Annotated in this window: 19 protein-coding genes; 8 read left to right on the top strand and 11 right to left on the bottom strand. The window is 71.7% G+C overall.

Features of this window, described 5'->3' with window-relative positions:
- Positions 1–15: 15 nt before the first annotated feature.
- Together JIG36_RS40605 and JIG36_RS40600 are read right to left on the bottom strand one after the other, a co-directional pair.
- Complete coding sequence (locus tag JIG36_RS40605; protein WP_307873107.1) at positions 16–858, bottom strand: sugar phosphate isomerase/epimerase family protein; 843 nt, start codon at positions 856–858, stop codon at positions 16–18.
- A 474-nt stretch (positions 859–1,332) separates the two neighbouring features.
- Complete coding sequence (locus JIG36_RS40600; RefSeq protein ID WP_203381837.1) at positions 1,333–1,977, bottom strand: response regulator; 645 nt, start codon at positions 1,975–1,977, stop codon at positions 1,333–1,335.
- A gap of 81 nt (positions 1,978–2,058) precedes the next feature.
- Here JIG36_RS40600 and JIG36_RS40595 point away from each other — a divergent pair, with 81 nt between their 5' ends.
- From JIG36_RS40595 to JIG36_RS40575, 5 genes are read left to right on the top strand one after another with little or no spacing between them, the layout of a single operon-like run.
- Positions 2,059–3,711 carry a GAF domain-containing sensor histidine kinase gene (locus JIG36_RS40595; RefSeq protein ID WP_236049211.1) on the top strand — a complete coding sequence of 551 codons (1,653 nt, stop codon included), beginning with the start codon at positions 2,059–2,061 and terminating at the stop codon, positions 3,709–3,711.
- Between the two features lie 53 nt (positions 3,712–3,764).
- Positions 3,765–4,709, top strand: a complete 945-nt coding sequence (locus JIG36_RS40590; RefSeq protein ID WP_203381835.1) for an Acg family FMN-binding oxidoreductase — start codon at positions 3,765–3,767, stop codon at positions 4,707–4,709.
- A 13-nt stretch (positions 4,710–4,722) separates the two neighbouring features.
- Positions 4,723–5,679 carry an Acg family FMN-binding oxidoreductase gene (locus tag JIG36_RS40585; RefSeq protein WP_203381833.1) on the top strand — a complete coding sequence of 319 codons (957 nt, stop codon included), beginning with the start codon at positions 4,723–4,725 and terminating at the stop codon, positions 5,677–5,679.
- Between the two features lie 32 nt (positions 5,680–5,711).
- Positions 5,712–6,428: a hypothetical protein gene (locus tag JIG36_RS40580; RefSeq protein WP_203381831.1), complete on the top strand. Its 717-nt coding sequence runs from the start codon at positions 5,712–5,714 to the stop codon at positions 6,426–6,428.
- Positions 6,429–6,433: 5 nt separating this feature from the next.
- A complete protein-coding gene (locus JIG36_RS40575; RefSeq protein ID WP_236049171.1) occupies positions 6,434–6,790 on the top strand; it encodes a hypothetical protein in 357 nt (118 codons plus the stop codon).
- A gap of 56 nt (positions 6,791–6,846) precedes the next feature.
- Here the strand turns inward: JIG36_RS40575 and JIG36_RS40570 are convergent, their stop codons facing one another.
- Positions 6,847–9,717 (bottom strand): AfsR/SARP family transcriptional regulator, encoded by a 2,871-nt coding sequence (locus JIG36_RS40570; protein ID WP_203381829.1) that lies wholly within the window; start codon positions 9,715–9,717, stop codon positions 6,847–6,849.
- A 100-nt stretch (positions 9,718–9,817) separates the two neighbouring features.
- On the opposite strand from JIG36_RS40570, the gene JIG36_RS40565 reads away from it, so the two are divergent.
- Positions 9,818–10,366 (top strand): hypothetical protein, encoded by a 549-nt coding sequence (locus tag JIG36_RS40565; RefSeq protein WP_203381827.1) that lies wholly within the window; start codon positions 9,818–9,820, stop codon positions 10,364–10,366.
- Here JIG36_RS40565 and JIG36_RS40560 read toward each other — a convergent pair.
- Complete coding sequence (locus JIG36_RS40560; RefSeq protein ID WP_203381826.1) at positions 10,353–11,426, bottom strand: Gfo/Idh/MocA family protein; 1,074 nt, start codon at positions 11,424–11,426, stop codon at positions 10,353–10,355. The genes JIG36_RS40565 and JIG36_RS40560 overlap by 14 nt on opposite strands.
- An 86-nt stretch (positions 11,427–11,512) precedes the next feature.
- Here JIG36_RS40560 and JIG36_RS40555 point away from each other — a divergent pair, with 86 nt between their 5' ends.
- Complete coding sequence (locus JIG36_RS40555) at positions 11,513–12,631, top strand: extracellular solute-binding protein (RefSeq protein WP_203381824.1); 1,119 nt, start codon at positions 11,513–11,515, stop codon at positions 12,629–12,631.
- The gene (locus JIG36_RS40550) at positions 12,628–12,918 is read left to right on the top strand and encodes a muconolactone Delta-isomerase (protein WP_203381822.1); all 291 of its coding nucleotides are present in this window, start codon (positions 12,628–12,630) and stop codon (positions 12,916–12,918) included. The genes JIG36_RS40555 and JIG36_RS40550 overlap by 4 nt, the downstream gene beginning before the upstream one ends.
- Here the strand turns inward: JIG36_RS40550 and JIG36_RS40545 are convergent.
- The 7 genes from JIG36_RS40545 to JIG36_RS40515 all read right to left on the bottom strand — a co-directional run bounded on the left by JIG36_RS40545 (position 12,885) and on the right by JIG36_RS40515 (position 18,215).
- Entirely contained in the window at positions 12,885–13,901 is a 1,017-nt protein-coding gene (locus tag JIG36_RS40545; RefSeq protein ID WP_203381820.1) for a LacI family DNA-binding transcriptional regulator, read from the bottom strand. The two genes, JIG36_RS40550 and JIG36_RS40545, sit on opposite strands and share 34 nt — an antisense overlap.
- Entirely contained in the window at positions 13,898–14,368 is a 471-nt protein-coding gene (locus JIG36_RS40540; RefSeq protein ID WP_203381818.1) for a VOC family protein, read from the bottom strand. The genes JIG36_RS40545 and JIG36_RS40540 overlap by 4 nt, the downstream gene beginning before the upstream one ends.
- A complete protein-coding gene (locus JIG36_RS40535) occupies positions 14,365–15,336 on the bottom strand; it encodes an alpha-ketoacid dehydrogenase subunit beta (protein ID WP_203381816.1) in 972 nt (323 codons plus the stop codon). The genes JIG36_RS40540 and JIG36_RS40535 overlap by 4 nt, the downstream gene beginning before the upstream one ends.
- The gene (locus JIG36_RS40530; RefSeq protein WP_236049169.1) at positions 15,329–16,270 is read right to left on the bottom strand and encodes a thiamine pyrophosphate-dependent dehydrogenase E1 component subunit alpha; all 942 of its coding nucleotides are present in this window, start codon (positions 16,268–16,270) and stop codon (positions 15,329–15,331) included. The genes JIG36_RS40535 and JIG36_RS40530 overlap by 8 nt, the downstream gene beginning before the upstream one ends.
- Positions 16,271–16,303: 33 nt before the next feature.
- Positions 16,304–17,074 (bottom strand): SDR family NAD(P)-dependent oxidoreductase, encoded by a 771-nt coding sequence (locus tag JIG36_RS40525; protein ID WP_203381815.1) that lies wholly within the window; start codon positions 17,072–17,074, stop codon positions 16,304–16,306.
- Between the two features lie 107 nt (positions 17,075–17,181).
- A complete protein-coding gene (locus JIG36_RS40520; protein ID WP_236049168.1) occupies positions 17,182–17,835 on the bottom strand; it encodes a hypothetical protein in 654 nt (217 codons plus the stop codon).
- The gene (locus tag JIG36_RS40515; RefSeq protein WP_203381811.1) at positions 17,835–18,215 is read right to left on the bottom strand and encodes a hypothetical protein; all 381 of its coding nucleotides are present in this window, start codon (positions 18,213–18,215) and stop codon (positions 17,835–17,837) included. Before JIG36_RS40515 ends, JIG36_RS40520 begins: the two co-directional genes overlap by 1 nt.
- Between the last annotated feature and the right edge of the window lie 56 nt (positions 18,216–18,271).

Genomic DNA, 18,271 nt, shown 5'->3' with positions numbered 1-18,271 from the left:
GACTCTAGACGGATTTCAGCGTGCGGGGCAGGGCTCATTTTCCGGCGCGAGGCCGAGGGCGGCCAGCTCGGCCAGGAGGTAGGCGACGTCGCCCGCGATCTGTTCGGCCGAGGACGCTTGGCTCACCAGGGTCAGGTTCTCGGTGAGCGGGCCCTGGCGGCCGAACAGCTGCCCCAGGCCCTCCCGCCACGCGCCCGTCGTCGACCCGGCCACGGCGGTCAGGCGTACCTCGACGATCGCCAGCCCCGAGTCGGTGACGGTTTCGATGCCGGCGGCCGGGTCGGGCCAGGTGCGCGCCACGTGACCGAGGTCGAGGCAGACGCCGAGCCGGTCCTTGTCGATGCGGCTGAGCGCGGCCACGGTCTGCTCGGGGCTGTCGAGCACGAGACCGGGGGCGGGCTGGAACCCGACGCCTACGGCCCGGCCGTTCTGCCAGGCCAGATCGGCCAGCCCGTGCGAGAGGCGGCGCAGGATGCCGAGGGTGGCCTTCTCCTCGGCCTCGGCCCAGCCCTCACGGGGGCCGATGCCGATGGTGCCGACCGTGCCGCGTACGGCGTCCTCGTCCAGCAGGTCGAGCAGAATGCGAGCCAGGTCGAGCGTGTATTCGCGACGGGCCGGTTGGTCCCAGGCGGGGGTCCCGCCGCCGCCCTCGTCGAAGGGCGCGCCGCTCAACGTGACGACCTCGAGCCCGCGAGCGTCGAGTTCGGCACGAAGCCGGGTGCGGGCGCGGCTCTCGACGGCGAGGGCGGCGGCGAGCGAGGGGGGAAGCCAGAGGCTCACGCCGAGGGCGTCGGCGCCGAGCCGGGCGCGAACCGCGCCGTAGGTGTCGAGTTGCGAGACGATCACCGGTAGATTCACCGGAATCTCTGCGGGGGGTGTGCCTAGCTCGCAGGACAGGTGCACGATCCGGCCGGAGGGGTGTCTCAGCCGCATCGTTGTCCTCCCCGAGCAAGAGAGCCGGCGCATCTGCACGTGCATCGGCACGTGCTTACTGATCCAGTATGGACCATGCGGCGGCTTGTGCTCGACGCGCGCGTGGCGGGCTTGCGCGTTGCCATGTCGCCTCCATCCGTGGAAACACCTGCCCTCGGATACGAGAGTCATGCGTCCACGGGATCAGCGGCGTACGCACCGTGCGACGCGATGACCGGCACGAACATGATCGACGGCCCCTGATTCAATAGGCAAGGGTCGATCGACACGGGCATGGTGACCAGCCAGTAGGACCGTCAAAGCAGCAGCTGCGACGGTTCCACCCGGCTCTATCTATATGCACCATGTGAAAATTCGGGCACGCACGGGGCGACCGCACTGGATCTTGCTGCGTGCGTCCTACCCGTGCGGATGCTCACCGAGCAGACGGGTGGCCAGAACGGCGGCCTGGGTGCGCCGCTCGAGGCCCAGCTTCGCGAGCATGCTCGAGACGTAGTTCTTGACCGTCTTCTCGGCCAGGAACATGCGAGACGCGATCTCGCGGTTGGTCAGGCCCTCGGCCACGAACTCGAGGATCCGGCGCTCCTGGTCGGTGAGCGCGGCCAGCTCGCGGGGCTGCTCGACCCCGTTGCGGATGCGTTCGAGCACCCGCTGGGTCACCGCCGGGTCGAGCAGCGACTGCCCCTGGGCGACCCGCTTCACCGCGTCGACCAGGTCGGTGCCGCGGATCTGCTTGAGCACGTAGCCCGACGCGCCGGCCATGATCGCGGCGAACAGGGCCTCGTCATCCTCGTACGAGGTCAGGATCAGCCCCCGGATCGACGAGTCGACCGCCCGTACGTCACGGCACACGTCGATGCCGTTGCCGTCGGGCAGGCGGGCGTCGAGGATCGCCACGTCGGGACGCAGGGCCGGGATGCGCCGGGCCGCCTCCTGAGCGGAACCGGACTCGCCGACGACCTCGATGTCACCACCGGCCTGGAGCAGGTCGACGAGGCCACGGCGGACGACCTCATGGTCGTCGAGGAGGAAGACTCGGATCATTCGACCTTCCTATCGTGTACGGAAGGCCTGGTCCAAGGGTCTAAAGGCCTGTCACCGTAATCTGGAGGCGTGGCGGAGCAGATGAAGCCCGAACTCGGCCTGAGTCCCCTTTCCCGCGTACGCCTCGACGAGCTCCTGCAGGAGATGCTCGACCGGGTCGGCGAGGTCATGACCAGCCGCGAACGCCTGCGCGCGCTGCTCGACGCGGTGGTCGGCATCGGCACCGACCTCGACCTGCGCAGCACCCTGCAGCGCATCGTCGAGTCGGCCTGCGCGCTGGCCGGGGCCCGCTACGGCGCGCTCGGGGTGATCGGCGCCGACCGCACCGAGCTGTCCGACTTCATCACCCACGGCATCGACCCGGCCACCCACGCCGAGATCGGTGACCTCCCGCACGGCCGCGGCGTGCTCGGGCTGCTCATCACCGACCCGCATCCGGTGCGGCTGCCCGACATCACCAAGCACCCCCACTCGTACGGCTTCCCGCCCCACCACCCCCCGATGCACAGCTTCCTGGGCGTTCCCGTCCGCATCCGCGACCACGTGTTCGGCAACCTCTACCTGGCCGAGAAGCAGGGGGCGCCCGAGTTCAGCGACGACGACGAGGAGATCGTGGTGGCGCTGGCGGCGGCGGCCGGTGTGGCGATCGACAACGCGCGCCTGTTCACGCTGGCTCAGCGGCGCGAGCGGTGGCTGGCGGCGACCGCCGAGATCACCGGGGTGCTGCTGGGGACCGTACGCCGTACGGAGGCGTTGCAGTTGATCGCGCGCCGGGCTCGTGAGGTGTCCGGGGCGTCGCTGGTGCTGGTGCTGCTGTACGACGACGCCGCCTACCGCATCGAAGTGGCCGACAGCGACGACCCGGTGTCGACGCGGCTGGCCGGCGAACAGGTCGCCGTGGACTTCGACGGCTACCAGGTTCTCGACGACCTGCGTGCGGCCGCCGACTGGCCGGCCCCGGTGCCCGCCGGCCCGGCCGTGGTGGCCCCGCTGACCGGCGCCGACTCCCCGCACGGCCTGCTGATCGTCAGCCAGGCCCCGGGCCAGCCGGTCGCCGACGAAGACGCGGTGCTGCTGTCGACGTTCGCCGGGCAGGCCGCGCTGGCCCTGGAACGGGCCCGCGCCCAGGAGGAACGGGAACTGCTGGCCGTGCTGGCCGACCGCGAACGGATCGCCCGCGACCTGCACGACGTGGTCATCCAGCGGCTGTTCGCCACCGGCATGCAGCTGCAGGGAGCGGCGCTGCAGAAGTCGCGCGACGAGACGGTCAAACGCATCAACGCGACCGTCGACGACCTGGACGAGACGATCCGCGACATCCGGCGGTCGATCTTCGAGCTGCGGGCGCCGGTCGGGCCGTCGCTGCGGGCCGCCCTGCGCGAGACGGTCGAGGCGGCGGCGCTCGGCATCCGGCCCACCCTCGACACGATCGGCCCGGTCGACAGCGCGATCCCCGACGACATCGTCCCCGAGCTGCTGGCCGTGCTGAGGGAGGCGTTGTCGAACGTGTCCCGGCATGCGCGGGCCTCCGCCGTACGGGTGTCGGTCAAGGCCGCCGAGGGTGAGGTGATTCTGCAGGTCTCGGACGACGGGGTCGGTTTCTCGCCGGAGGCGGCCCGGGGCGGGCTCGTGAACATGGCGGAACGCGCCCACGACCTCGGCGGCTCCTTCGACGCCGGGCCGGGCCCCGATGGCGGGACGGTCCTGACCTGGCGGGTGCCGATCTCCTCCTGAGTCGGGACTTTCGGCCCTGATCGGGCGGGGGCGCGCGGCGGCACGCTGGGGTTATGACACCGCTCGAGCAGGCCGCCCAGGCCGCGTTGCACGCCCCGTCCGTCTTCAACACCCAGCCGTGGCGCTGGCGGATCGACGGCGACACGATGGAGCTGTACGCCGACGAGTCCCGCCGGCTCGAGACCACCGACCGCGACGGCCGGCTGCTGGTCCTGAGCCTCGGCGCCGCCCTGCACCACGCCCTGACCGCGCTGTCCGCGGCCGGCTGGTCCTTCTCGGTGGAGCGGCTGACCGGCCTGTCCCCCGTGGCCCGGATCCGGCTGGGCGCCCCCGAACAGCCCTCCCCCGCCGCCAAGCGCCTGGCCGACGCGATCCCCGAGCGGCGCACCGACCGCCGGCCCTTCGGTTCGCGCGTGGTCGAGGAGGCCGAGCTGACCCGGCTGCGGCGGCTGGTCGAGGCGAACGGCGCCTACCTGCACGTGGTGCCGTCCGACCAGGTCACCGCGCTGGCGATCTCGGCCGAGCTGGCCGGCGACGCCGAACTGGGCGACCAGGACTACCGCGACGAACTGCGCGAGTGGACCCACCGTCCGGCCGGCTCGGGGGACGGCGTACCGGCCGACACCGCGGTGGAACCCGGTCTGCGGAGGGTTCCCGTACGGGATTTCGCGCCCGACGAAACCCCCGGGCTCACCGTCGGGGCCGAACACGACCAGGGCGCCGCGTACGTCATCGTCTTCGGCCGTGGCGACGCCCAGCTCGACCTGCTGCGCGGCGGCGAGGCGCTCTCGGCGCTGCTGCTCTCCGCGACCGCCGACGGCCTGGCCACCGCCCCGCTGAGCGACGCCGTCGAGGTGGAGTGGCCGCGGCTGCTGGTGCGCGGGCTGCTGGCCGACCTGGGCGAGCCGTACGTGGTGGTGCGCCTCGGTTACACCGCCTCGGCCACTCCCCTGCCGCCCCGCCCACGGCGCGCCGCCGCCGACGTCATCTCTCGCTAGGGAGGCTCACGCCATGACCGGATATGACGAGGGAGCTCTGCTGCGAGCGGCCTCGGCCGGCGTGCGCGCGCCCTCCCTGCACAACACGCAACCTTGGCAGTTCCGCCTGCGCGACGGCGCCATCGAGATCCTGGCCGACCCGTCCCGCCGGCTGGCGGTGGCCGACCGTACGGGCTGGGCCATGCGGATCGCCTTGGGCGCCGCCACCTACAACGCGCGCCTGGCCCTGGCGACCGCCGGCACCCCCGCGATGGTCACCCTGCGCCCCGACCGGGCCGACCCCGACCTGATGGCCCGCCTGACCCCGGCCCGCTCCCGCCCGCCGACCTATCCCGAGCAGGCCCTGTACGACGCGATCCCGCGCCGCCACAGCCACCGCGCCCCGTTCTGGCCCGACCCGGTGCCGGCCGACACCCGCCGCCGGATCATCGACGCCGCCCGCGCCGAGAACGCGTGGCTCGACCTGCTCGTGGGCATGGTCCCGCTGGCCGGCTTCGCCGAGATCGCCCGCAGCGCCGACCGGGTGCTGCGCCGCGACACCCGCTACCAGTCCGAAATGGCCGGCTGGACCCACGCCGACAACGCCCCCGACGGCGTGCCGGTCGCAGCCGGCGCCCCCGCCCCCGAGCCCCAGGACCTGTTGCCCCAGCGAGCTTTCGCCGAACGCCGCCGGGCCCCCGGCCGCGACTACGAGCCGGAGCCGCTGGTGGCCGTCCTGGGCTCGGCGGGCGACCGCCCCGCCGACCAGTTGCAGGCCGGCCAGGCCCTGCAACACGTCCTGCTCACCATCACGGACGCCGGTCTGGCCGCCTCGATGATCTCCCAGCCGATCGAGGTCCCGGCCGCACGCGACCAGTTGCGCCGGGCCCTGGGCCGAGCCGGCCATCCTCAGCTGGCCCTGCGAATCGGTTACGGCCACCCGGGCCCGGCCTCCCCACGCCGCCCGGTCACCGACGTCCTGGTCTACTGACGGGGTTCGACGCTCGTTGATACGTTCGGCCCATGCCCGGCCGCCCCCGCCCGCCCCACGGCGACGACGGCGATTCCCGCCCCTCGCCCCGTCCGCGTCCGGTGCGGCACGTCGCGGAGGGTCAGGAGACGGCCGGCGAGTTCCTGCAAGCCGGACGGGTGCGTTCGGAGCCGGCCGACCGGAGCGGTGCGACCCCCGCCACCCGCCCGGAGGACGCCGAACTGAACCGCGTCATGGAGGTGTACGAGCAGCTCGGAAACGAGCCGCCCGCGTTCAACATCGCCCGGAACGACGAAGCATTCTCTGACCCCTCGGAGGAACGCCCGGGGGCCCACACGCTCGATCGGCACGGGCCCGACATCCCGTTGCGCGGCGATCCGTCGGTCAAGACGGTGGAAGGACGTATCTACGGCCATGCCGAGTGGGATCACGCCGCGAACTGGTCGCTGCGGTGGACCGATCACACCACCATGAACCGCGAGGTCAACAACTACGTCCGGGAGAACTGGGAACAGATTCGCTCCAACCTCGCTCTGCAGGGATCGCACTCGGGCGCGTTCAACGCAGGCCACCGGGTCGGTGAGGGCTTCTTCAACAACGGCATGTTCGGCGCCGGTCCCCGCGAGGCCCAGTACACCGCCGCGAGCATGGTCCGAGTCTCGATCAACCTGGTGCCTGGTTCGGACCCACCCCAGCCGTTCGTCGTCACCGCCTTCCCGGCCGGTGACGTGCCCTTCGGACTACTGTGAGGCGCATGGCGATGCCTGAACTCCCGGAGTCGATTCGCGCTCGCCTCGCTGAGCAGCAAGCCGAACCGCCCCTGGAGACGGTTCGGGAGTTTCTGCTCGGATACCTCGCTGACGGCGGGAGCCTGAACGAGGTTCGCTCGCAGCTCCGGGGGATCGCGCGCCACAGCACGCGGCTGCACCGCCGGACGCTGAGCGCGCTGGAGTCCGTGCTCGCCACGTCGTGGCCGCCGGAGACGCTGGCCCGCCTGGTCGGGTGGGACGCCAATTGGGTGCTCGACGATCCCTCGGACGCGGGTGCGGCCGAGTTTCTACGCGGCGTGGCGCACATGCTCCGAGACGTCATCAGCGACGCCGATCAGTAGTGCACGCCGGGCCCTGGTCACCAGGCGCCACGCTCGTCTGTCGTGAGTAGAGCGTGTCAGGCGTCGTCGGCCGGTGGGGTCAGTCGCGCGGTCAGCTCGTCGGCGTCGGGGTGGTCGAGGGCGGTCAGAATCTTCCACGCGCTCTGCCACGCCGCGCGGGCCTCGTCGGGGCGGCCGGCCGCCGCATGGGTGTCGCCCAAGTGGGTGCGGACCTCGGCCTCGTAGTAGCGGTCGCCCAATTGTTCGTACGTCTGCAGGGCTCGGGTGTAGAGCGCCACCGCCTCGTTGTGGTTGCCCAAGTGGTGGTGGGCGTAGCCCAGGCTGTCGAGGGCCGCCGCCAAGCCCATCGGGTGGTCCACCTCCTCGGAGAGCTCGGCGGCCTCGGTGCAGAAGGCGATCGCCGACCGGTAGTCGCCGAGTTGGGCGTGGTTCCAGCCGACGGAGTTCAAGGCGGCCGCCACGCCGCGGTCGTGGCCGGCCTCGCGCATCAGGTGCAGGGCCCTCTGGTCGGTGACCATGGCTTCCGCCCAGCGGTCGGCCGCGCTCAGCAGGCGGCCGTAGCTCAGGCACGCGCGAGCCTCGCCCGCCAGGTCGCCGACCTCGGCGAACAACGCCATCGCGCGCTGGTAGGCCTCCTCGGCGCCGGGATGACCGAGCTGGGTGCGGGCTCGGGCCAGGAAACGCAAGGCGTCGGCTTCCACGGCTGGGCCGGCGTGGGAGCGTCGGGCGGCGTCGGCGGCCGCGGCGGCGCAGCGGGACCACGCGTCCCAGCGGCCGCGGCGGTCGAGGTGGTCGGCCAGCGTCCAGGCGAGCTGCCACACCAGGGTGTCGTGGCCGGCGGCGAAGGCGCGGTCGATGACGACGAGGAGGGTGGCCTCTTCGGCCTCCAACCAGGACGATGCCGCGGCGTGGCCGGGCAGGTGGGTGACGGGGATGCCGGGCGGGGCTTCCAACGGTGGGTCGAGCGGGGCGCGGCCGGTGGTGATGGCGAGCGCGGCCGCGTACGCGGTGTGCAGCAGATGCTGGTAGAGACGAGCCACGGCCGCGCCCGCGTCATCAGCGACGGAAAGGGCAGCGGAATCGGCTGCGGAGGGCTCGGCGGCAGAGACGGCGAGCTCGGCGGCGTACTCACGCAACAGGTCGTGCGTGGCGAAACGGCCGGAACCCGTACGGTGCAGCAATGCGGCGGCGCACAACTCGTCGAGCAGGTCCTCGGCGACCTTGGGCGGGCAGGATGCCAGGGCGGCCGCCGCGTCGACCGACACGTCGGCGCCGGGATGCAGGCCGAGCAGGCGGAACATGCGGGCGGCGTCCGGGCCGAGGGCGCGGTAGGACCAACTGAAGACCGACCGTACGTCGACCTCGCCGCCACTGAACGCGGCCAGCCCACCCGGGGAAGAAGGCCCACCGCTGAAGGCGGCCAGCCCACCCGGAGAGGAAGACCCGCCACCGGAGGCGGCCAGCCCACCCAGCGAGGCCGCCAGCGACGCCAGGCTCTGCCGGGCCGACAGGGCGGCCTGCGCGGCGACGATGGCCAGGGTGAGCGGCAGGTAGGCGCTGAGCCGGGCGATCTCGGCCACGGCGCCGGGCTCGGCCGCGACCCGTTCCGCGCCGACCCGGGCGGCCAGCAGATCGGCGGCCTCGGAGGGGTCGACGGGCTCCAGGCGTACGGGCTCGGCGCCTGCGGTCACGAGTCCGAGCAGCGCCGTCCGGCTGGTCACGACCACCAGGCACTCGGGTGAGCCGGGCAGCAGCGGGCGGACCTGGTCGGAGTCGCGGGCGTTGTCGAGCACGAGCAGCGTGCGGGTGCCGGTCAGGGTGCTGCGCAGCAGGGCCGAGCGGTCGTCGAGCGTCGCCGGGATCCGGGCCGCGGGCACGTGCAGGGCGGTGAGCAGGGTGCGCAACGCCTCGGCGGGGTCGACCGGTTCGCCGCCGGGGTCGAAGCCGCGCAGGTTGAGGTAGAGCTGGCCGTCGGGGAACCAGCCGCGGACGCGGTGTGCCCAGTGCAGCGCGAGCGTCGTCTTGCCCACGCCCGCGGTGCCGGTCAGCGTGACGACCACCATCCGGTTCGAGCCGGTGCCGCGGAACAGCCGGTCGAGCTCGGCGAGCTGGGCCGCCCGGCCCCGGAACGGCGAGACCTCGCCGGGCAGTTGCCGCGGGGCCCGGCGCTGGGCGGTCGCGGGCTGAGGCCGTACGGGAGGAAGGGTTGCCGGATCCGCCTCCCGGTGCAGAATCGCCTGCCGCAGCGCGACCAGGTCGTCACCCGGGTCGAGGCCGAGCTCGTCGGCGAGCAGACGGCGGGCGGTGTCGAGGACGGCGAGCGCACCCGCCACGTCACCGGCGCCGTAGCGGGCTCGGGCCAGCAGCAGATGCGCCCGTTCCCGCAACGGCTCGAGGGCCAGCAGGTCGTGCGCCTGGGTGGCGGCTCGGTCGTACGCGCGCAGCCCGAGGAACGCCTCCGCCCTGTCCTCGCAGGTGACGTACCGCTGCTCGGCCAGCGCCCGCCGCCACCCGGTCAGCACCGGACCGGCCGGGACGTCGGCCACCGCCGGACCGCGCCACAGACCGAGCGCGCTGTCGAGCACGGGGATCGCCGCCGCCAGCTCGCCGTCGGCGATCAGGGACCGGGCGGCCTCGGCGCCCTGCTGGAACCACCAGACGTCGAGGCTCCGGGGGTCGATCGTGAGCAGATAGCCGGTGCCGCGACGGGTGACACCGGGCAGCAGGCGTTTGATCCCGCTGACGTACTGCCGGATGTTGGCCGCGGCCGAGGCGGGCGGGTCGTGCTCCCACAACTCCTCGACGACCTCGTGGAACGGCACGGCGGTGTTGGCCCGGCAGAGCAGCAGGGCGAGGACGGCGCGCTGCTTCGGCGGTCCGGCCGGACCGGCCGGTACATCCAGCGGCCCCAGCGCGCCGATCTCCATCGATAACCCCCCTCACCTGCGGCGCAAAGCATATGCGGGAAATGTCGGGCGGTCCGCGAGGGTGTAGCGAGCGGGGGCGCCCGCGGGGCATCGTTACGACATGACTGCCATCGTGGGGCTTGTGGAAGCCGGCGCTGTGTACATCGGGGGCGACAGCGCCGGCGTCTCCGGCATGAGCCTGACCGTCCGGGCCGACGCCAAGGTGTTCCGCAAGGGGCCCTACCTGTTCGGCTTCACCACGTCGTTCCGGATGGGTCAGCTCATCCGCTACTCGCTGATGCTGCCCAAGCCGGCCGGTGACCTCGACGCGTTCATGTCGACGACCTTCATCGACGCCCTGCGCGACTGTCTCAAGGCCGGCGGCTGGGCGGCCAAGGAGAACGACCGGGAGGAGGGCGGCACCTTTCTCGTGGGCGTGAAGGGGCAGCTCTACGCCATCTACGACGACTATCAGGTGGCGAAGGCGGCCGACGGGTTCGCCGCCGTCGGGTGCGGGGAACCGATCGCCCTTGGCGCGCTGCACGCGACCGCCCACATCGGACTGGAGCCGAAGCGGCGCGTTTTGAGCGCACTCGAGGCGGCGGAGCGTTTCAGTGCCGGCGTACGGGGGCCGTTTCTGTGTCTGAAGTTGCCGGCTAAAAAGGGATGACCGCGCCGGATTCGAGCGACGCGTAGCCGGCCTCGACCAGCTGGAGTGTGCGCAGCCCGTCGGCCGCCGTGGTCGGGGCGGGCCCCTTGCCGGCGATCTCGAGCATCAGCGCGCGCATCGGGCCCGCGAACGCGTCAGGGATCCAGCGGGTCGTCACGGGATAGGGCAGCCAGCCGTCGGTCGGGAGCCGCGACGAGTTGACCTCCAGCGTGTCCGGCCGGCCGTGCGGGTAGTCGTAGAGCAGGCCGATCGTGCCGCGGATCGAGCCCTCCGAGCCGTCGATGCGGAACGTCGCCGACTGGTCCCCGGTGTGGTTCTCGTGGTTGACCTTCACCAGCGCGCGCCGGCCCTGGTCGAACGTCAGCGTCGTGAACGTGCGCGTCTCGCCCGCCACCGCCTGACCGGGCCGTCTGCCGCCGACACAGTAGACCGACGTCGGGTCGCCCAGCAGCGCGCGCACCGTGTCGAAGTAGTGGATCGAGTGGTACATCAGGTCGAGCCGGGGCGATGTCACGAGCCAGTCCCAGGCGGTGAAGTCGGTCTCGATGTCCACGTCGATGACCATGGCCGTCACGTCGCCGATCCAGCCCGCCTCGGCCATCGCGCGGGCCGCCGCCATACCCTCGCCGTAGCGCATCTGGTGGTTCACGACCAGCGAGCGTCCGGCGTCGCGGGCCGCCTCGACCAGGCCGGCGCCCCGTTCCGAGTCGACCGCGAGGGGCTTCTGCGCCAGCACGTGTTTGCCCGCGGCCAGCGCCTTGCGCACGATCTCGGGCTGGGCCTCGGGCACCACGGCGACGTCGATGATCTCGATCGCCTCTTCGACCAGCATCTCGTCGAGCGTGTAGGTGCGCGGCAGCCCGAACTCCTGGGCCACCGACGAAGCACGCTCCGGCGAGAGGTCGCAGATGCCGGCGACGGTCAAACCCGCTTTCCCGTACGCGGGAAGGTGCGCGACACGCGTGATGGCGCCCGCGCCGACGACGCCGATCGTCTTGCGCGCCCACTCGGGGACAGTGAGGTCACAGGCGTCGGCGATGGGCCGCAGCTGCTCGAGCACGATATTTCTCCTGCCGAACGTAAGAGGACTGTTTCCAATATCAGCACCGTGTGTAAACTTAGTCAATCGTTTGAACGGAGATGTGCATGAAGGTCTTCGGCCGCGCCTTCGAGGGTTTCGAGCGCGCTCTCACCGACCAGCTGGCCCGCGTCGACGTGAGCGCCGACCATCAGCTGCTCGAGATCGAGGATCTGCAGCGCGAGGTGGTCGAGGGCACCCTCGCCACCGACGGCCGGGCCGACGTCCTCATGCTGATCACCGACTGGCTGCCGTCGCTCATCGCCGACGGCAAACTCCTCCCGATCGATCAGGACCAGCAGGCCTGGGCCCCGGCGCTGCGCCAGTTGCAGACCGGCGCCGACGGCCGGTCCTACGGTGTGGCCTATCACGACGGCCCGATGCTCTTCCTCTACCGCACCGACCTTTACGGCAGCGAGACCGAGCAGAAGGGCTTCGCCGACCGCTTCGGCTACCCCTTGGCCCCGCCGGTCGACTGGGCGCAATACCGCGACCAGGCCGTGTGGTTCGACCGCCCGGGCGAGCAGCGGGGCACGATCCTGGCCGGTTACCCCGACGAGCACAACAACGTGTACGACTTCCTGACCCACTTGTGGAGCCGCGGCGGCGACCTGTTCGAGGATGAGGGGCTGGGCAGCGCGGCCGCGGGCGAGGCGGTCGACTTCCTGCACCGTCTCTGGCACGTCGACCGCGTGGTCGATCCGGCCGCCGCGGGGTGGGACAGCGTGACCTCGGGCGAGCGCTTCGCGGCGGGCGAGGCGGCCATGATGGTGAACTGGGCCGGCTTCGCCTCGATGTGCGAGCCGGGCACGGTCGGCTGCGCGCCGGTCCCGGGGGCGGTCACGATGAACGCCTACTGGGTGCTGACCGTGCCCGCCGGCGCCCGCGACCCGCAGCGCAGCGCCGAGCTGATCCGGCAGCTCACCACCCACGAGATGGACGTGACGACCGCGGTCTCGGGTGGCTCGGCGACCCGGCGCGACAGCTGGGCCGACCCGCGCGTGCGAGCCCTCGCGCCCTACTACGAAGTGCTCGAAAGCGCCCACCAGGGCTCGCGGTCGGTGCCGGTCGACCCGCGCTGGCCGCAGATCGCGGGCGTGCTCAACGAGATGATGCAGGCCGTGGTCGAGGAGGGCGCGGGTCGCGGCGCCCTCGAGAAGGCACGCCTCGCCCTGGAGGCGCTGTGAGGTTCGCGGTGCGGCTGACCACCACGCTGCCGCCGGAGATGCCCGAGAGCCAGCGGGACGACCTGCTCGCCGCGGAGTTCCGGCGCGGGCAGCAACTCGTGGCCGACGGCACCATCGAGCACATCTGGCGGCTGCCCGGCCGGCTCGCGAACCTCGGCGTGTGGGCGGTCGACACGCCGGAGACGCTGCACGACGCGTTGGCCTCACTGCCCCTGTGGCGCTGGATGGACGTACAGGTGGAAGCCCTGGCCGATCACCCCTTGGGCGGCGCGGTCGACTCCCGATAGACGAGCTCCATCGCCGTGCGCACGACCTCGGCCACCTCGTCCTCGGGTGAGCTGCCGAGCAACAGGTCGACGGCGCGCGCGCCCAGTTCCTGCAGGGGCATCCGTACGGTGGTGAGCGCCGGAACCAGATGCTCGGCGAGCGGCAGGTCGTGCACGGCGACGACCGACACGTCTTCCGGCACCCGCATCCGGGCGCGCCGCAACGTGTCGAGCACGCCGACCGCCATGGCCACGTTCGCCACGAAGACCGCGGTCGGCGCCGGCCCCTTGCGCAGCAACTCGGCCATCGCCTCGGCGCCACCCCGCGGGGTGTAGTCACCACGGGCGATGTCTTCCGCCCGTACGGGAATGTCGGTGACCTTCATCGCCTGGCGGTAACCGGTCGCCCGGCGGCGGGCCGTGTCGGCGCCGAACGGACCGGCCACGTGCACGATCTTGCGGTGGCCGAGCTCGAGAAGATGTTCGACCGCGAGCTTGGCCGCCTGGGCGTCGTCGAGGATCACGTAGCGGTGGTGCTCGCCGGTGTCGCGGCGGTTCACCATCATCCAGGGCAGGCCCAGGCTCTCCAGTTTCTGCTGCTCACCGGGGGTGGTCGGGCTGGCCAGCATCAGCCCGTCGACGCGGCCCTGGCCGAGCAGGTCGAGGTAACGCTCCATGCTCGAATGGGCGCCGGTGGACGAGCCGGTCACCAGCACGTGCCCCTTGGCCAGCGCGGCGCTCTCGGCCCCGGTGATGATCTCGGCGTAGACCGGGTTGGCGAAGTCGGGGATGACCAGGCCGAGCGTGCCCGCCTTGGCCGTCCGCAGGCTGCGCGCGGCCGAGTTGGGCCGGTAACCCAGGTTCTGGATCGCCTCGAGCACCCGCTCGCGCGTGTCGGGGCGGATGACAAGGCTGGGATCCGCGTTCACGACACGCGAGACGATGGCCTTGTCGACGCCCGCTAATCGCGCGACGTCCACGAGCGTCACGCGACGCGTCGTCATCCCCCGGCCCCTTTCGGCGGTTGCACCAGTTCGAGCGTGATGTCGTCCGGGTCGACGAAATAGCACGTGTAGCCGCCCCGGTTGATGCCCGCCGTGATCTCTTGCGGCGGGCTCACGAACCGCACGCCATTATCGACGAGCCGGGCGTGCTCGGCGAGAGCGTCCTCGACGCACATCGCCAGGTGGGCGGCGCCCGGGCGGTGGCGGTGGCCGGGGCCGAACGGCTCGCCGCGCGGGGTGCGGTATTCGACCAGCTCGAGGTCGTGGGTCGAGAGCCCGCGGGGCTGGCCCGGCACCCGCAGCTGGGCGATCCGCAGGTCGGCGTCGGCATAGCCGACCAGCCGGCGGGTGTAGTCGTTGTTCTGTTCCTGCTGGTGCACGAGCTCGAAGCCGAGCAGGTCGCGGTAGAAGGTCACCGACCGGTCGATGTCGGCGACCGTGAAGCTGAAGTGCCAGACGCCCTTCACCGGGTCATCGCCTTGAGCGCGGCGGCGATCTCGTCGGTCTGCGGCAGCACTTCCCGCGCGAGCTGGACCGCGGCCGGGATGCGGGTGTCCTTCGCGCCGACCCGTTTCGGCGGGGTCTTCAGCGGCACCCCCGACTCCGTGACCCGGGCGACCACCTCGGCCCCGAAACCGCCGGTCAGGTTCGCCTCGTGCACGACCAGCAGCCGGCCGGTGCGGCGCACACTGGCCAGCACCGCCTCGGTGTCGAACGGGTTGAGCCAGACCGCCTCGATGACGTCGGCGCTGGTGCCGGTGGCATCCACCGCGGCCTCGACCGACGAGGTGATCGCGCCCCAGGTGACGACCGTGATGTCGGCGCCGGCGCGGCGCAGGCGGTGACCGCCGATCGGGGCGACCGGCCCGCCGATCTGCACCTCGGCCTTGGCCCCGGCATAGAGCGTGCGGTTCTCGATGACCACGACCGGGTCGTCGCAGGTGACGGCGGACAGGGTGAGGTCGTACGCGTCCTGTGCCTGCACCGGCATGGCGACCCGGATGCCCGGGACGTGCAGCAGCAACGCCTCGAGGTTCTGTGAGTGTTGCGCGCAGGCGCCCGGGGCGTTGCCCTGCTGGGTGCGGATCGTCATCGGCGCGGCGAGGCGGCCCTCCGAGACATACCGCACGTTCGCCGCCTGGTTCACGATCTGGTCGAACGCCACCAGCATGAAGTCGGCCCACATGATCTCGACGATCGGTCGCCGGCCCATCATCGCCGCACCCACCGCCGCACCGAGCATCGCGGTCTCGGAGATCGGCGTGTCGAAGACCCTTTCCCCGTACGCCTTCCGCAGGCCCCGCGTCACGCCGAACACCCCGCCCGGCAGCGCGACGTCTTCGCCGAACAGCAGGGTCTCGGGCATCTGGTCGAGGCAGCGGGCGAGGGCCGCGTTGATCGCGCCGCCGTACGTGAGCTTGGCCGTCTCAGACATAGAGGTGCTCCCGGGCAGTCGACGGGTCGGCGAGGGGCGCGGCCAGGGCACGCTCGGTGGCGGCGGCTATCTCTTGACGCGCTTTTTCTTCCGCTTCCTGTTGTTTGTCGGGATTCAGTGCTTTCGCCAGCCTTACGATTGGTTCGTCCTTCTCGTCGGCCTCGAGCTCGCCCGGCGGCCGGTAGGTCTGAGCGTCACCGATGTAGTGGCCGGTGATGCGGCGCGTGTGGGCCTCGATGAAGGTCGGCCCGCGGCCGTGCTCGGCGGTCGTGATGGCCAGGCCGACCGCGGCCGCCACCTGGGCCGGATCGTTGCCGTCAAGGCGGACGGCCGGGATGCCGAGCGCGTGCGCCCGGGCCGACAGGTCGGGGTTGCGGACCATGTCGTTGATCGGGGTCAGCTCCGAGTATTTGTTGTTCTCGCAGACGAACACCACCGGCAGGTCCATGGCGGCCGCCAGGTTCATGGCCTCGGTGACGCCGCCCTGGTTCATCGCGCCGTCGCCGAACACGGTGAGCGCGACCCGCCCGCTGCCGTCGAACTTGGCCGCCAGCGCCGCCCCGACGGCGATCGGGGCGCCGGCGCCGACGATCGAGTTCTCGCCGTAGAAGCCGTACTCAGGCGCCGAGAAGTGCGCCGACCCACCGCGCCCGCCGTTGACGCCGGTCCGGCGATAGAGCAGCTCGGCCAGGATCTTCTCCGGCGGTACGCCCCGGGCCAGCGCCCAGCCGTGGCCCCGATAGGTGCTGAAGACCGCGTCTTGCGGCCGCAGTTGCCGGCACGCCCCGACCGCGACCGCTTCCTGCCCGTTCTCGAGGTGCACCGACCCCACGATGTCGCCCGCAAGGCGCAGCTCGAGGATCGTCTCTTCCAGGGCCCGGATCCGCCACATGGCGTGCAGATCGGCCAGCTGCTGGTTCATCTTGGGCTCCATCAGGTCATGTCTCGTGAATCAGGCGGGCCACGCCTAATCCATCTCCAGTCCGCCGTCGACGTTCAGCGCCTGCCCCGTCACGAACGAGGCGAGATCGCTGACCAGGAAGGCGACGGCGTGGGCGAGCTCGGCCGGGTCACCGACGCGCCCCAGCGGGGTCTTCCGGCCGACGTCGTCGAGGTATTCCTGCCCCGCGCCCGGGCCGAACTCGCGGTCGCGGTCGGCCAGAATCCCCGACCACATGTCGGTGAGGAACACCCCCGGGCAGACGGCGTTGACCCGGACCTCGGGCCCGTACGCCATCGCGGCCGACTTGGTGAGCGACAGCAGCGCGGCTTTGCTGGCCGCGTAGTCCATGGCGTTGGGCCGCCCCGACCGCCCGGCGACCGAGCTGAGCGTCACGATGCTGCCGCCGCCGTTCTGTTGCATTCGCTCGGCCGCGGCCCGCAGCGTGTGAAAAACTCCGGTGAGATTGACGTCGAGCGTCCGCTGCCACTCGGAGTCGCTGATCTCGGCGGCGGGCCGGGTCTTCATGACCCCGACCGCATTGACCAGAATGCTCAGCTCACGCCCGGCCACGGCCGCCGCCTGCTCCGGGAGCGCCCGGCAGTTCCCCGGCTCGGAAAGGTCGACCCCGATGGCCGGCACCTCGAGCTCGGCGGCCGCTTTGTCGAGCCTTTCCCCCGGCAGATCAGCGATGACCACACGGGCCCCGCTGCCGACCAGCGCCGCCGCGATGGCTTGGCCGAGCCCACCGCCACCGCCGGTGACGAGCGCAGCCCGCCCGTCAAGCTCCACCCGCATGCCGCCCGCCTAGCGTCGTTCAATCGTTTGACTGACCCTAGGCCGAGTGAGGCACGGCCGTCAAGAAATCCGATGACCGGGCGAGAGCCGGCGGGGAATTGCCGGAATCAGGAGCAGGCGGCGACGACTGCCATGTTGGCGACGCTTGCCGCCGGGATGACGACCGGCGCGCCAGCACCTGACACCTTGAGGCGAATCTGACCGTCGTCGGCCGACTGCAGCTCGCCGCACGACGTCGACGATCCGTGCTCGACCTTGAGATACGCAGGAGGCCGGGCCGGCGCGGCCGGCGCCCACCAGGTGGCTACAACACCGCCGATCAGGAGGCAGAGAGCGACAGCCACAAGCTTCTGGGCCCGCCGGATGCCATCTGCGGCATCACTGGCAATCGAGACCTCGAAGGCCGCGACCGAGGCGAACCGAGCCCGGATCGTCTCGAGCGTGACGGACTTGGGAATGCCGGCCTGCACTCCCAGCACCTGCCACAGACCCAGCACGGCGAGGATCAGACCGCCGCCCAACAGCAGCGTCACTGCCAGCCGCCACTCGGTGGTCATGGCGCTGGTCGAGTCCCGGCCCTTGACCACCACACCGGCCGTCACCAGGGTGACGAAAGCGCTGAGGCCGGTACGCCAGGTCTCGGCGCTCTTGCGAGTGACGCTCAGCGATTCCGCCGCCAGCTTGGCGAAAGCGTCCCGCTCGGCCAGGTCAGCCGCGCTGGGACCACGCTCGGGCAGGGTCGGCCGGTACTCGCTGGTCATCACTCACCGATCTTGTCGGAACGGGTCAGCTCGACCCGGAAGCTGACCCCACAACCGGTGACGCCCTCGGCCGCGCCGGGATGGCCGGTGCCGCAGCCACACGTGACGTCGACCGGGATTCGCAGGGGAGCGGCGGTCGGATCCGTCTCCGAGCCGCGATCGCCCGGACCGATGATCACCGTGGCGGTGTGAACCTGCCGGTCGTCGATCGGCCCGTCGCATCGGGGGCACGGCCCCCAGACCCGCGTGCTGATCACGTCACCGGCCACGCTGACCTCGTAGCTGAGCTTCTTGGCGGTCAGGCGGTGAAAGGCCTTCTCGGTCCACTCGAAGTCGGAAAGGGCACGCCACTGGACATTCATGTGCTCGCCGTCGGCCATCGCAGCCTTTCGCGTAGGGTGCCGCCCCCGTCACCTCGGGTACTGTAACGGGCCCG

The organism is Paractinoplanes ovalisporus, from assembly GCF_016834655.1.
In the GTDB taxonomy this organism is placed as follows: Bacteria; Actinomycetota; Actinomycetes; order Mycobacteriales; family Micromonosporaceae; genus Actinoplanes; species Actinoplanes ovalisporus.
Note: the sequence above shows the minus strand (reverse complement) of the source record. Positions and strands in the feature narration are given on the sequence as shown.